This window comes from Pseudomonas syringae, from assembly GCF_023278085.1.
GTDB lineage: Bacteria > Pseudomonadota > Gammaproteobacteria > Pseudomonadales > Pseudomonadaceae > Aquipseudomonas > Aquipseudomonas syringae_Q.
Genome location: NZ_CP066265.1, coordinates 751,893 through 766,623, shown reverse-complemented (window position 1 = coordinate 766,623; position 14,731 = coordinate 751,893). Strand labels below are relative to the sequence as shown.

The window sequence follows — 14,731 nt, the reverse complement described above, 5'->3', positions numbered from 1 at the left end:
ACGCTCCGCGTCCGATCTTCCCAGCGCCCCACACATTCCCAGACAACCCGGTCAATACACGTCCCGCCGATAACGCCCTTCCTCGATCAAGTCGCTGACTGCCTGCTCCCCCAGCATCTCGTTCAACACCTGATCCACGCCCGCCGCCATCCCCAGCAAGCTTCCACAGATATAAATCGCTGCACCGTCATCGAGCCATAGACGCAGCTCGTCCGCCGCGTCGCGCAAGCGATCCTGCACGTAGACTTTTTCTGCCTGATCACGGGAAAAGGCCAGGTCCAGACGCGTCAGATGGCCAGCCTGCAGCCAGCCCTGCAGTTCAGTGCCGCAATGAAAGTCATGCGCCCTGTTACGCTCGCCGAACAACAACCAGTTGCGCACCTGCCCTTGAGCGATACGCGCCTTGAGCAGGCTACGCAAACCGGCCAGCCCCGTACCATTGCCCAGCAGGATCAATGGCACCGGCGCGGCAGGCAGATGAAAGCTGCTGTTGCGGCGTAAACGCAGGCTGACGGCGCCGCCCAGGGCACAATGTTCGGTAAGCCACCCCGAGCCCAGCCCCAGGCTGCCGTCGACATGCACTTCCTGGCGCACGATGAGCTGCAGGCAGCCGTCCTGCGGAATGGAAGCAATCGAGTATTCGCGTATGGAGACCGGCACCAGCGCATCGATCAACGCTTGCGCATGCAGCCCCACCAGATGCGAACGGTTCTGCGGTAACTGGCGGCTTTCCAGCGCCTGCGCGAGCGGCTCCTGCAAGCCATCCACGCTGACCGATGCGCCCGGATCGACACCCAGCCCGGCGAGAAACGGCTCGATGACCTTCAGCGCGTGGCGCGGCATCACCTCGACCAGATCCCCCGCCTGCCAGTGCCCGGATGTCGGCGAGGTCAGGTCCAGCAGATAGACCTTCGAACCACTGCTGCCAGCGTTCAATAGCACGCGCCGGGCCAGCGTCCAGTTCTCGAAAACCGGTGCCTGCCAGTGCGCTGCCGGCACGCAACCGGTCAACTGCCCCAATTGCTGTTGCCAGTGTTGCAGGGCTGCGGGATCGGCGCTGTCCACTTCAACGGGCGGGAACACGCTGCGCCCGCCCTGCTCGGTCAGCCAGTCACGCAGGCGATAAGCGAAACCGCAAAAGTGCTGGTACTGCCGGTCGCCCAGCGCCAGAACGGCATAATCGAGCTGGCCCAGTGAAAGCGGGCGACCCAGCAGCTTGCGCTCGAAACGTCGGGCACTGTCTGGCGCCTCGCCTTCGCCAAAGGTACTGACGACGAACAAGGCATTGCGGCTTCGGCATAGCTCCTCTTCGCTCAGATCGCCGAGCCGCTTCACGCGCACCGACAATCCTGACGCCTGCAACTGGCCAGCGGTCTGCCAGGCCAATTGCTCGGCAAAACCACTTTGACTGGCGAAGCAGACAAGCCAGGACGCGCCATCGTTGCAGTCATCCCGCTGGACCTCGCCGCGTGCACGCTCGATATCACGCTTTTTGCGACGTCGATCCAGGTACAGCAACCAGCCAGTAACGAAGAACAGCGGCATCAGCACCGATGCACCAGTCATGATGATTCGACCGACCAGCCCGAAGTAGCTGCCGACGTGCAGCGCGTAATTGCTGGCCAGCAATTGCGCACCGAAACTGCGTTCGGCATAGCGTACGACCGAGCTGACCTGACCATTGGCCGGATCAAGGGTAATGGTGTTCAGCGCACGTGGGTGCGGAGAATCCTCGAGCAGATAAAACACGGTGGCAGGCTGACCGCCCGCAGCAGGCAGGCGCAGGTTATAAGCCCGCAAGTCCGGTCCTGCGGTCTTCTGGATACTGTCCCAAACCGCTACGTAATCGACCACCAGCGGCGATCGTTCAGCAGCCTTGGCTGGCGCAGCGATGCCTTCATCGAGCGGCGCGTCCCCGATGAGTTTATTCAGGCCGTTGCTCACCCAGTCATACGACCAAGTGAGCCCAGTGATGGCGAACAACAGGTAGAACAACAAGCACCAGGTGCCGAAGATCGAATGCAGGTCCCAGTTGAAACTGCGGCCTTTCTTCGCCCAGTCAACAGTCAACCACACTCGCCAGTTCCGCGCTGCGCGAGGCCAGCGAAGATAGAGCCCGGACAGGCAAAAGAACACCAGAATCAGCGTACAGGCCGCCGTCACCTGCTTGCCCGCCTCGCCCATGGCCAGATAACGGTGCAGCTTCAGGACAAAGTCGAAAAACCCTTCCCCCAGCGCATTGCCTTTCAGCTCACCGGTGTAGGGGTCGAAATTGCGTTTGGGGCCTCGCCGCTCACCCGCTTTGGGCGTAAAAAATACCTGGGCGACACGATTGCCGGTAGTTTCGACACGCAGAATAGCGACCGTCAGGCCAGTCGAGGCCTCCAGCCTGCGCACCAGTTCAACGGGAGGCAGCGCGGCGCCCCGCGACTCGACCAACAGCACATTCGGATTCAGCGCATCGAGAATTTCGTCCTCGAACGAATACAGCGCTCCGGTGATGCCCATCAGGGCCAGCACCAGACCTGCCGTGATTCCGAAGAACCAGTGCAGTTGAAACAAGACTTTCTTCAACACGCTCGCTACTCTCACTCATATTGCGCGGCGCAATTAATGCACTGACGGCCATATCGTGTCCATCTGTAACGTGTCTTTTGCCTTGACCGAAACCCCGCCTGTCATGACAGACGGGGCGCTGCCGGCGTATCAATTGCGCCAGTTGCTTCGCAGATCCACCAGATAGTTATTCAGTGCATCCGCGTGCAGTCTGAAATGCTCGACACGCTTTTCGATCACTTCGGTGGCAGGCAGGCGACTGTTGACCTCAACATGCTTCAAAGCCTCGAGCAATTTACCCATCTCGCGAACATAGTCTTTCTTGCAGACCTCAGCAGGGGCGAGGGCCGAGAGCTGGTCGCGCTTGCCCACTTCGACTTTCAGCGCTGTACGCGTCTCGTCAACCGTTGCTTGCAGGCCGGTCAACTGCGTTTGCTGCATTTCCCTCAGACCTATCAGTTGCTCATAGTCAACGGCAGCGTCTACCAGATTCAGAATGTTGGACACCCCCGTGATACCCGCCTTGATAGAACCGATCAACGGATTTTTGGGATCGACTTCTGCCAAAACCTGCAGCGATGCGACCAGAGGCTTCAGCTTGTCGAAAAGGCTGAGGCTCTCGATATCTTTAACCAACGCGTTGACCGTAGCGATCTGTTGTGAAAGCTCATTCAGGCGCTCCTGCTCAATCACAAGCCTGGCCTCCAGCGCCACGACGTTCTGGTCAAGGTCAGGTATCAGATGATCCGCAGTGTCGACCTTTATCGCATCCAGATTGATAAGCGCTTTACTCAGCATCTTGGCCTGATTGCTCAAAGAGGCCATTCGTGCGTCCAGCAGCGTGCTGATTTCTTCATTGAAGTCTGCGATGGCAGCGCTGCTTTTAGCATTGTCAGGCTGGCTCCTGAGGTTCTTGACGGCCTCAAGAAAAGGCAGCATTTCCTCGGTGCTTAACATATGCGGAACAAGCGTCAGGGTGTCGAGGACTTGCTTGTCGACATTACCGACTTCGCTGACCATGCTGCGCAGGGTTTCTTTGATGACGGGTAAATAAATATCACCTAATGTATCCGCCGTTTGCTTCAGTTTTTCACGACTGGTAGCAATGATGGCGATATCAGGTTTAGGCAGTTGAAAAGGGGTATCAAGTACATGAACATTCATAACGGCATTCTCTTTAAATATAAGTTAATCAACACTCAAGCAACCGGTTCATTCAGTGCTTCATTGAAAGCGGTCAGCAGATCAAAGGCCTGACTCTGAATCGATTTCCAGTTATCCATCAGTGTTTGAAAGCGCGAAACAAAACTGACCAGGTACACGGCATTATTGGTATTTTTAATGCGATCGTAAGACGAGTCGACCAACTCCTCCAACAGCACCCACAGGCTTTCTATATTACTGACGCCGCTGGCAGCGCCATCCACTCTGGCCTTCAGGTCCTGAAGACTGGTTTCGAACGCCAACAGGTCGCTCAACAGCCTATTGAATTGCTTTATCTTCTGCTCGATCTGACTCTTTTTTTCAATCAGGCTATCTTTTTCACTGAGCGCACTTGACGCTTTGGGCCCGTAAATAGAATAGGAAATCGCCCCACCGAGAGGTCCCCACCAGAAACCGATCCACTTGTAATCGGAATACTCTTCATACTCGGCCAGTTTCTGATTGATGCGCTCGTTAAGCTGGTCGACTTCAGCGGTAAGCCGCGTCACTTCTTCGTCACCGTCTTTCGAACTGGCCAGCCTTATTTTCAGCGCCACGTCAGGGGCGATGTCATCTTTGAGACGACGCTTGAACTCAGTCACCCCGACCCGGGTGCTTGTGGTACTGGCGCTGTGTTCCTTGATGTATACCTTGAGGTCATCGACCAGCGCCAATAGCCCGGGCAGCTTCTTGCTGTCTTGATCCATTATCGCGACCGGGGGCAATTGCTCAATCTGCGCAGGGGTCAAGTCCCCTACTTTCAGCGTCTGGTAAGAGTCGAGGCTCTTGATGAACTCCACAACATTAGTGGCGATGCTAATCAGATTGCCCGAGAACACATGCAGGTCACTGCCGACCTTCTGCATAGTGGTTTCAAGCGCCGACCAGCTTCTCGCATGGGCCTGGATGCCCACGTACAGATCGCAGATTGCCTCTGGCTCGAGGCCGGGAATACCGTTGTCCACGCCGCCCACTAAATGGGTAACTTCTTCCAGTTTTGTTGGCAGTGACAAGCCCGTGTTGACATAGCGCCTGATGCGGCGAACATCTTCATTGGTAATCAGCAAGCCGGGGGCACGCGCAACGTCCGCCGCCTGACTGGTAAGGGCATCCATTAAATCCTTACTGACACGACTGACGTCTTCGACCGTGTGTTCTTTGCCATCTGTTAATTGCGATTCAACAGCAGTAGACATGATTAATTTCCTTATTAATTTAGATCCTTTTTTTGCGGCAGTCATAAACTGACGCTTCAAGGCCACTAAAAATTAACAGAGGGCTTCAACTTTAAACAGCGAACAGAGCAGACCTTCCCTGTAGGAATAAGCAACAAAGCAGGCTGGAACTTATTAGGCTTCGACAATAAAAAATACTGCTGCACTTAGCGCACTTACCAGCCCCTGAAGACTTATATAATTATTTTTTTACGGACGAAAAAAAGCCCACTTCCGTGGGCTTTTTCCTGACGCGGAGAAGTTACAGGTAGAACGACTTCAGCGGCGGGAAGCCATTGAACTCCACTGCGCTGTAGCTGGTGGTGTAGGCACCGGTCGACAACCAGTACATGCGGTCGCCGATGGCCAGATTGAGCGGCAGGCCGTACTTGTAGTTCTCGTACATGATGTCGGCGCTGTCACAGGTTGGACCCGCGATGACTACTTCTTCCATCTCGCCCTTCTTCTCGGTCCAGATCGGAAACTTGATGGCTTCGTCCATGGTTTCGATCAGGCCGGAGAATTTGCCCACATCGGTGTACACCCAACGCTCGACCGCAGTACGCGACTTGCGCGCGACCAACACCACTTCACTGACCAGAATGCCGGCGTTGGAGATCAGCGAACGGCCTGGCTCCAGAATGATTTCCGGCAGGTCATCACCGAAGTCTTCTTTCAGGAAGCGGATGATCTCTTCAGCATAGGTTTCCAGGCTGTTGGTGCGGGTGATGTAGTTGGCCGGGAAGCCGCCACCCATGTTGATCAGCTTGAGAACAATGCCGTCTTCTTCTTTCAGGCGCTCGAAGATCACTTTGACCTTGGCGATGGCGGCATCCCAGACGCTGATGTCGCGCTGCTGCGAGCCGACGTGGAACGAGATGCCGTAAGGCACCAGACCCAGATCGCGAGCGAGAATCAGCAAGTCCATGGCCATGTCGGTCTGGCAGCCGAATTTGCGCGACAGAGGCCAGTCAGCCGTAGTCGAGCCTTCGGTCAGGATGCGCACGTAGACTTTGGAGCCTGGCGCTGCCTTGGCAATGTTGCGCAGGTCAGCTTCGGAGTCGGTGGCGAACAGACGCACGCCCTTCTCGTAGAAGTAACGAATGTCCTTGGATTTCTTGATGGTGTTGCCGTAGCTCATGCGCTCTGGACCGACACCACAGCTCAAGACCTTGTCCAGCTCGTAGATCGACGCGATGTCGAAGCTAGAACCCTTGTCCTTGAGCAGATTGATGACTTCAACGGCAGGGTTGGCTTTGACTGCGTAGTAAACCTTGGCGAAATCGAAGCCCGCACGCAGGTCGTCATAGGCCTTGCTGATGATGGCGGTATCAATGACCACGAACGGAGTTTCTTGCTTGTCAGCGAACGCCTTCATTTTCTTGAAGGTTTCGGCTGAGTAGTAGTCTTCGACATTGATCGGCATGCTGCTGGAACTCCTGATGGCAAACGGTATTGGTCAATGGGTGCAAATGAACGCCCTCCGTATCCCCACTTTGGTTCGCCTACTTCCCAAGGCATGTCGCCGAAAGCAAAAAGGCCCTGAAGGGCTGCCTTCCTGGCCTTGCTGTCTCGTCGTCAGTACTTGAGCCGGATGGATCGTTTCCAGCATGGACGTTCGGCGCGAACTTTAGGACCTGAAGGGCCGGATATCAACAAAAAATGTCGCGTTTTTGCACAAGGCACTTGAGTTGCCTTTCCAAGGACCTGTTTAACCGACCCGCATGACAGGCAGATGTTCCCTACCGCCGCCACCAACGCATTTCGCAGCGCTGACGAGCATCACGCAATCAGCGGTTGCGCAAAGCAAATCAGCCTGTCAGTTCTGTCAGTAGACGGATTCCAAGGTAGCGCGCTCAATAACTGTTCAGACCACCTTTCAGGTAACGATCATGGATGACCGACTCACTCAAGGAGCGAACTCCGTTGCGCCCAATGCCGTTCAAGCAGAAACCCGGTGGCAAGCCTACGGCTTCGGCTCTGCCGAAAGTCATCGCCAACGGCAGGCCCGGGCCAGAGGACACACCGACTACCAGCCTACTAACATTTATGTAACGAAAGGCGATCGGATGGAAATAACAGCAACCAGTCTGTACATGAATTTAGTGTCTGCAGTGATCGGGGTACCGGAACTCGATACGCCGACCTCGTACCCCCTGAAACGTGGACTGAACGTCCTTATTGCGACCAACACAGGCCTGCTGGGCTTTACCAATCTGGACCCGCTCGGTCACGTGACTCTGGACATAACAGGGCAGTACAGCCATGTGCCTTTTTTCAGACTGGATATGACCAACCTGGAATGGGAACAGCAAATGGCGCAATACAGCGATGCGCCTGTCGTGCTGCTCACTAGTCCCAGAGCCATCGTCGTCGTGCGCTATCAGAGCGCACGGCTCTACCTGACCGATCCTGTAAAGCTGATGGCCAATTTCGATGATGCCATCAGCGCGCAGGATGGTATTTCAGGCGTGATGAATTACGGCTCGATGGAGTGGGCGGTCGATCCCAATAAACTTTTCTACGTGGAAGCGGACCGGCTTTACATGTTTGCTGAAGACGGCCATCTGGGGTTTCACGGGGCGACTGCCCTGTCGCGATTGCTGTCAACTCGCCCTGAAGACGGTTGGGGCCCGTGGCACGAAAGCGGCCATCAACGACAACTCAGCCCCATGACATGGGGCACCGGCACCGGAATGACAGAGGTCACGGTCAATCTCTACTCGATGGCCGCCCAGGAGGTTTTCCTTGACCGTGCTACAGGCGCTGACTCCAGTTACGCCCCCATGAAAGAGTACCTGGCCAGTAGCCTGCGAGAGTACGACAACATCAAGGAGGCCGGGCACAAGCTTGTCATGCTCTGGCAATTGCGCCTTAGCTTTGGTACTTCGTTCTACCCGCAATTGCACCAGCGCTATCGGCTCATGCACAACCCGCCCACCGTCAGCGACGATAAAGCGCAGCGCTTCATCGTCGAAACCTCGCTGCTGAGCCACCTCAACCTGGCGGAATTCTTCGATCGCTGGGGGTTGTACTCAAACCCTGAAACCCTCAACCAGATCGCCGACCTGCCCGCATTGACAAAGGCCATTTGGGAAAATGACGCTGATACGACGATTGAAATCGATCTGCCGTTGCTCACTTATATCCCGGAGCTTGCCCATATCCTGTCCAGCGTACACGCGACCTTTCAAGACCGGATAAAGTTTACCGTTGCCGAGCAATGGTACACACCATACCGTTACGAAATAACGCTCAACGGAACGTTAGTGGCATCGGTCGACAATGGTGAATGCGTGGGTTGTGAAGCCCGTATCGAAGAAGGCATCGCCTACGTTGAAGCCAGCACACCCATCTCCGAAGGGGATGAGGCGTCGGTCAAGGTGTTTGTTGGAGGCAAGCTACACGCCGCGGCCAGTACGGCATCACGTCCCATCCTGCTGTTTAATATCAAGGCATTGTTTACCGATGACCGTTGCGCGGAACTAAGCCCTGCCACTACCCAGCCAAGGCTTGACGTTCTTTTCTTCAGTCTGGATGAAGAAAAGACCGATGAACTGCACGGCCGACTATTGAACCGTGCACAACGTTTACTCCTGCAAAAAACGATAAGAAGCATGATCGTCAGCGCAGGAGGTGTCCAGGTGACGTTCGAGGATGAGGACTTCAAGAGTCACGATTACACGATCATGTTTGGAGCCCCTCCTTATGCCACGCTTGAAAAGGGCAACCCCAGCGGATCCGAACTCATCGACAACACCTGGATATGCCCCGGCGGCGTCGGCAATCAAGAGGTGACCATAACGGCAGCCGGAGGCATCGGGAACACCTATACCTTGTTCTCCGGCAACGTCGAGCAGGCCCAAATCGCCCTGCCTATCCGCCAGCTCTTCACCGACTATACGATGACCCAACTGGTAGCAGGTGTCGATCAGGCAAGCGTTGATGCCCTTTATATGACCGTCAATGGCAACCCGCTTATCAGCGTGACAAACCGGGCGGCGTACCGTTCTTATCTGGCCATTGCCCAGAGCATGTTGTTGAAAACGACGGTCGCGAAGGTCGTTAGAACAGATGACGTGCTGGAAGTGTATTTCGAGGGAGACACGTTCAAAAATCATAACTACACGCTTTACGTCAACAACCTTTATGCCTCCGAGATCACCCAAGGCGAAGCCTACTATTCAACTCTGTCCGGCCGGATCTGGATCAGCCGCGAGAAGTTTGAGGGTAATGACCACTGTGTAGTGAACGTCGAGTATCAGGGGATCGTGACAACGTTGTATGAGAGCGATGCTGCAGACGCAATGTCTGCGTCTGCGTCTGCGTGGCAAGGAAACGACGTCACTCAATGTGACCTGGAAAAGTTCTAAATGTGAATATTGCCGCCAGTCATGATGCTGGCGGCAACGCAGCCTGTCAGGAAGACACTTGTTTTGCCAGTACGGCACGTATGCCCCATTGTATTAACCAACCTGCATGACAGCCTGATGTTCATTTTGGAAAGGATTTGCTGATGATCTGACGCTTTTTCGGTCCCCCTGTCAGCCTACGATCTGCGCTTTCCCCTGAAAAATGTTCCAGATCCTGAGCCCCTTTTCTCGTCGCAATAGTCCCCACGGCCGACCGTCGATGGATAGAAACAGTCGCTGCGCCCCCCAGGACAACCTGGCGAAACCTTGTGCAAGCGCCCGTCTAACCGTTTGCCCTAGTTAACAGCCGCTGTAGCACTCAAACGTTCTAACCCACTGTTAGTTCTGACAGTGGTCGCCCCCTCGCAGACTTATTACGCTCCTTGTGCACGACCAACACACTTACTGACTGCTGTTCTACAGGAACGAGGGCTGGAGCATGGATCGCTCAAAGACACTACTCATCACACTTTCATTATCGGCCTTATTGGCTGCGCCTTGCGTACAGGCAGGTGAAGGCACCGACGTTGCCTGGCTGATGAGCTACTACTACAACCGAACGCCGACCGATTGCGGAACCGGAAGACCGCTTGATCAGTGCTCTGGGCTAAGGCTGCGCGGCACGGACAGCGGGCAGGCTTTCGAACCCTGGGACCCAAGCCCGAACTCTGTCAAAAGCGGTGGCGTCTCGATGTCGTTCTTGCGCAAGGACGTAAAATATAAAGATCTGGGTCTGAAAAAGACCAACGGCTTCGTTTTGAAACCGAATGATTTCATTAGCCAGAACGAAAACAAAATAAGCACGTTGTGTTTCTTTCCCCTCGACGCCTGGACGGACTATCGAACCAATGCGGGGTGCAGCGAAAACAGTAACACGACGAACTATATTGAAAAGATCTGTCAGGACGCCGGAATTAAAACAGCAGAGCAGTGGCTGGCTGATTATCGAAAGGTCAACAACGATCATCAAAAACAATGCGGGTTCGAAATCAAAGACCGCGACGATGATGCCGAATCCTTTTGGCAAGGTGTCCGTGCCAGACAAATGATCCAGAACGACAGAGATGCCATGGAAACCCAAAGCGAAATACGGGTGCCTGCATGGGGGGCAGAAGAGGACGCGCAGTTACCGGTCCTGGCCTTCATCTACACGCCCAACCCCGGGTTGCCGTCCGGGCTGGAAAAAGCCCGGGGCGACCAGAAACGGTACTTTCAGAAGACCGGCAAATGGGTTCCGGTGATCCGGGTAGACATGCCAACAGCAAACAATGTCGACGCCCGCTTCACCTACAACGAGGGTGATCAACACCGAGACGCCCCAACCCCTAAAGTCGACAACGAATGCAAGAGCTATATTGCCAGCGCCACCTGGTTACAACGAGACGACCCGTTTCTCAAAGGCCAACCCTGGTCGCTGCAAGTGACGCCCACCGAATGCGGCCGGAATATGACCAAACAGCAGCAAGCGGCAGCGTATGCCGAGCTGTTCAGCAAATATGGCAAGGACAAGCAATGGAATCCCGATAACGGCAGCATGTACCAACAGTTCGTGTGCCATCTGGAATGGAGCGGCGACGATAACGGCAAAAAGGTCTACTCCCGCGACAAACGCGTCTGGAACCTCGAACCCGTTCGCCCGGCGTCCTCATGGGATGAGGTGTTCAAGCAGGGCTGCAATCCATACTAGGAGCTGTTCCCGGCGCGAACTTATTCGCAAAGAATCAGGTAGCTGCGTAGCGATGTTGTCTGCCTGAAGTGCCGCTGTCACGAATGACTGCGTGTCCCAAGGATCGGAAATTGGCCTTGAACCCTGCGCCTTGGCGGCGCAGGGTTCGCTCACCATCAGCTCGTGGCTTCTGCCGCAGCCGTTTCAGCTGGCGAAACAATACTGGTCTTCATGCCACGCGAACGACCCGAGCTCAGATAAGCCGCAATCGACTCTTGCGTCACCTCCCCCAGGAACACATTTTCGGCATCCAGTACCGGCAGCCAGGCGCGGTTGAACTCGTACATGCGCGACAGCAGGATGCGCAAGTGCTCATCGTACGCCGCAGTGGCATTGAACTCCTGCAGGAACTGCGCACACGTACCCTGCTGACGATGCAGATCACGACGACGCACATAGCCCATTGCCTTGTTCTCGCTGTCGGTGACAACGATGTAGCGACGGTCGTTTTCGTCCATCACTTCCAGCGCATCGGCCACCGGAGTTTCCGGGCTGACGGACGGCGCGTTGTCGGCGGCGTCTTCGGCCTTGACCAGTAGCAAGCGTTTGAGGGTGCTGTCCTGACCAACGAAACTGCTGACGAAGTCGTCAGCCGGATGCGCGAGCAAGGTGTCCGGGTGGTCGATCTGCAACAGTTTGCCGCCACGGAAGATTGCGATCTTGTCGCCCAGCTTGATGGCTTCGTCGATGTCGTGGCTGACCATGATCACGGTCTTGTTCAGCGCCCGTTGCATCTCGAAGAACTCGTTCTGGATCATCTCGCGGTTGATCGGGTCGACCGCACCGAACGGTTCGTCCATCAACAGCAAAGGCGCGTCGGCGGCGAGTGCACGAATCACACCGATCCGCTGTTGCTGACCACCGGACAGTTCACGCGGGTAGCGATGCAGGTACTGCTTGGGTTCCAGCTTGATCATGCTCATCAGTTCGCGGGCACGGTCATGGCAACGCTGCTTGTCCCAGCCGAGCAGCTTGGGCACCACCACAATGTTTTCTTCGATGGTCATGTTCGGGAACAGGCCGATCTGCTGAATCACATAGCCGATGTTGCGACGCAGGGTCACTTCATCCAGATCGGTAGTGTCTTCGCCGTTGATCAGCACTTTGCCGGAGGTCGGCATGATCAGGCGATTGATCATTTTCAGCGTGGTGCTTTTGCCGCAGCCCGACGGGCCGAGGAAAACGCAGATTTCGCCTTCATTGACGGTGAGGCTGACCGAATCGACAGCCTTCACTTCTTTGCCGTTGCTCTGGAAAGTCTTGGAGAGGTTCTGGAGTTCGATCATTTCAGTAATCCTTTTGGAGTCAGCGTGCGTTGCAGCCATTGCAGAAGCAGGTCGGCGATGATGGCCAGAATGCTGACCAGAACCGCGCCGACGATCAGCATCGACATATCGCTGCGGCTGATAGAAGCGAGAATAAGTACACCCAGACCACCGGCACCGATGGTCGCGGCGATGGTCATGACACCGATGTTCATCACCACCGCGGTGCGCACACCGGCGAGGATCACAGGGACGGCGATGGGCAGCTCGACCATGCGCAGGCGCTGGCCAAACGTCATGCCGATGCCTTTGGCGGCTTCGCGAATACCCGGCTCGACGCCGGTCAGCGCCAGGTAGGTGTTACGCATGATCGGCAGCAGCGAGTAGAGAAACACTGCGGTGATCGCAGGCATCGGGCCAAGGCCCTGACCGAACTTGGAATAGAACGGCAGCAGCAGGCCGAACAGGGCAATCGACGGTACCGTCAGCAGGACGGTGGCGCTGGCTTGCAGCGGACCGGCCAATGCCGGGAAACGTGTCATCAATACGCCCAGCGGCACACCGACGACGATAGCCAGGGTCACTGCGATGCCGACCAGCGTGATGTGCTGCCAGGTCAGGTGCAGAACCTGTGCCCAGTCCAGATGGGAGAAGGCGCTCAAGAAACTCATATCGTCTCCTTCCTTAGTTCAATGGATGCTGGCGCAGAAAATCTGCGGCAACAACGGATGGGCTCTCATGGCCGACGTCGACGCGGGCGTTGAGGTCGATCATGGTCTGGGTGTCCAGCAAATCAGCCAGCGGCTTGAGCAGCGTGGCGATGTCCGGATGCGCGTCCAGATACTGCTGACGAATCACCGGCGCAGCGGTGTAGTCCGGGAAGTAATGCTTGTCGTCTGCCAGCACTTTCAGTTTGAAAGCGTTGAGACGACCGTCGGTGGTGTACACCAGACCGGCGAATACCTGACCGTTTTGCAGCGCGGTGTAGACCAGCCCGGCGTCCATCTGCCGAGTGTTCTCACGACCCAGATTCATGCCGTAGTGCTTGACCATGCCGATCAGGCCGTCAGAACGGTTGGCGAACTCGGTGTCCAGCGCTACGACGTGACCCTCTTTGGCTTCGTCTTGCAGGACTTTGGTCAGGTCGGACATGGTGTTGACCTGCGGGTACTGGTCAGCAATTTTCTGCGGCAGTGCCAACGCATAGGTGTTGTTGAACTTCGATGGGGAAAGCCAGACCAGGCCTTTCTTGGCATCGACTTCCTTCACCCGCGCATAGGTCTGTGCGCTGTCGAGCTTTTCATCGATGTGGTTGTAGGCCACCAATGAAACGCCGGTGTATTCCCACAGCAGATCGAGCTGGCCGCTTTCCTGTGCGCTGCGCGCCAGATTGCTGCCCAGACCGCCCGTGATTTGCACATCGTAATTTTTGGTGCGCAGATATTGTGCGGTCAGCTCACTGAGCATGGTCTGTTCGGTGAACACACGAGCGCCGATGCGTAACAGCGGCTTTTCCGCTGCCTGGGCCAATGCCGGAAACAGCAAGGCAAAGCCTAAAAACAAGCATATTCTTTTCATGATAATTCCTTCGCTCAGCGAGCCAGACCGCGTTCCAGCCAGAGACGGCTGGCCAGTGTCACCAGCCCGTCAAGCAGCAGCGCCAGCAGAGCGGTACACGCCGCACCCAGCACCAGTTGCGGCTGGTTGTTCAAGGCGATGCCGGGGAAAATCAGGCTGCCGAGGCTGTTCGCACCGATGAGAAACGCCAGCGGCGCGGTCCCGACATTGATCGCCAGCGCGACCCGCACGCCACCGACAATGATCGGTACAGCGTTGGGCAATTCGACACGCCACAGCACCTGGCGCGGAGTCATGCCAATACCGACGGCAGCTTCCTTGAGTGAGCCCTGAACATTTTTCAGGCCTTCATAGGTGTTGCGCACGATGGGCAACAAGGAGGCGAGGAACAGCGCGAAGATGGCGGGGCCGCTGCCGATACCGAGAATCCCGAGGGCAATGGCCAGAACGGCGAGAGGCGGAACGGTGTTACCAATGTTGAATATCTGCATGAAGCGTTCGGCGCGGCCGACCATGCTTGGTCGACTGAGGGCGATGCCTGCCGGGATACCGACCACCAAGGCCGCCAACATTGAAACCAGAACCAGAATCAGGTGAGCCTGAAGGTAAAACAGCAGGTCATCCTGGTATTGCTTGATAGTACTGATGCCGATCCAGTGGATCAGCAGGGCCAGGAGTGCGATCACAACCGCACCTCCCAATAGCCCCTTGCCATAGCGATTTGCCACAGGCGGACTCCTTATTTCAGTCGGCGAACGCGTTGATCTGGACATCCGG

General features: G+C 56.1%; 10 protein-coding genes. 2 read left to right on the top strand and 8 right to left on the bottom strand.

The features are described from left to right. Positions 1–51 precede the first annotated feature (51 nt). The 4 genes from I9H07_RS03560 to I9H07_RS03545 form a co-directional block, all read right to left on the bottom strand. Positions 52–2,574, bottom strand: coding sequence for a PepSY domain-containing protein (locus tag I9H07_RS03560; protein ID WP_236424395.1), 2,523 nt, complete (start codon positions 2,572–2,574; stop codon positions 52–54). Between the two features lie 132 nt (positions 2,575–2,706). Next, positions 2,707–3,720 (bottom strand): alpha-xenorhabdolysin family binary toxin subunit B, encoded by a 1,014-nt coding sequence (locus I9H07_RS03555; RefSeq protein ID WP_024675945.1) that lies wholly within the window; start codon positions 3,718–3,720, stop codon positions 2,707–2,709. A 35-nt stretch (positions 3,721–3,755) separates the two neighbouring features. Continuing rightward, on the bottom strand, positions 3,756–4,955 hold the full coding sequence (locus I9H07_RS03550; RefSeq protein ID WP_236424384.1) for an alpha-xenorhabdolysin family binary toxin subunit A: 1,200 nt from the start codon (positions 4,953–4,955) through the stop codon (positions 3,756–3,758). Positions 4,956–5,235: 280 nt separating this feature from the next. Continuing rightward, a complete protein-coding gene (locus tag I9H07_RS03545) occupies positions 5,236–6,399 on the bottom strand; it encodes a type III PLP-dependent enzyme (RefSeq protein WP_024675943.1) in 1,164 nt (387 codons plus the stop codon). A 466-nt stretch (positions 6,400–6,865) separates the two neighbouring features. On the opposite strand from I9H07_RS03545, the gene I9H07_RS03540 reads away from it, so the two are divergent. After that, positions 6,866–9,346: a M60 family metallopeptidase gene (locus I9H07_RS03540; protein ID WP_236424382.1), complete on the top strand. Its 2,481-nt coding sequence runs from the start codon at positions 6,866–6,868 to the stop codon at positions 9,344–9,346. Between the two features lie 478 nt (positions 9,347–9,824). Continuing rightward, positions 9,825–11,072: a DUF2599 domain-containing protein gene (locus tag I9H07_RS03535; protein ID WP_236424380.1), complete on the top strand. Its 1,248-nt coding sequence runs from the start codon at positions 9,825–9,827 to the stop codon at positions 11,070–11,072. Positions 11,073–11,227: 155 nt separating this feature from the next. Here the strand turns inward: I9H07_RS03535 and I9H07_RS03530 are convergent, their stop codons facing one another. Genes I9H07_RS03530 through I9H07_RS03515 form a run of 4 tightly spaced genes read right to left on the bottom strand, consistent with a single transcriptional unit; the run spans position 11,228 to position 14,727 of the window. After that, complete coding sequence (locus I9H07_RS03530; RefSeq protein ID WP_058391900.1) at positions 11,228–12,397, bottom strand: osmoprotectant ABC transporter ATP-binding protein OsmV; 1,170 nt, start codon at positions 12,395–12,397, stop codon at positions 11,228–11,230. Next, a complete protein-coding gene (locus I9H07_RS03525; protein WP_010436767.1) occupies positions 12,394–13,047 on the bottom strand; it encodes an ABC transporter permease in 654 nt (217 codons plus the stop codon). The genes I9H07_RS03530 and I9H07_RS03525 overlap by 4 nt, the downstream gene beginning before the upstream one ends. A 13-nt stretch (positions 13,048–13,060) precedes the next feature. After that, complete coding sequence (locus I9H07_RS03520) at positions 13,061–13,954, bottom strand: glycine betaine ABC transporter substrate-binding protein (RefSeq protein WP_058391901.1); 894 nt, start codon at positions 13,952–13,954, stop codon at positions 13,061–13,063. A 14-nt stretch (positions 13,955–13,968) separates the two neighbouring features. Then, positions 13,969–14,727: an ABC transporter permease gene (locus tag I9H07_RS03515; RefSeq protein WP_268946415.1), complete on the bottom strand. Its 759-nt coding sequence runs from the start codon at positions 14,725–14,727 to the stop codon at positions 13,969–13,971. Positions 14,728–14,731 lie beyond the last annotated feature (4 nt).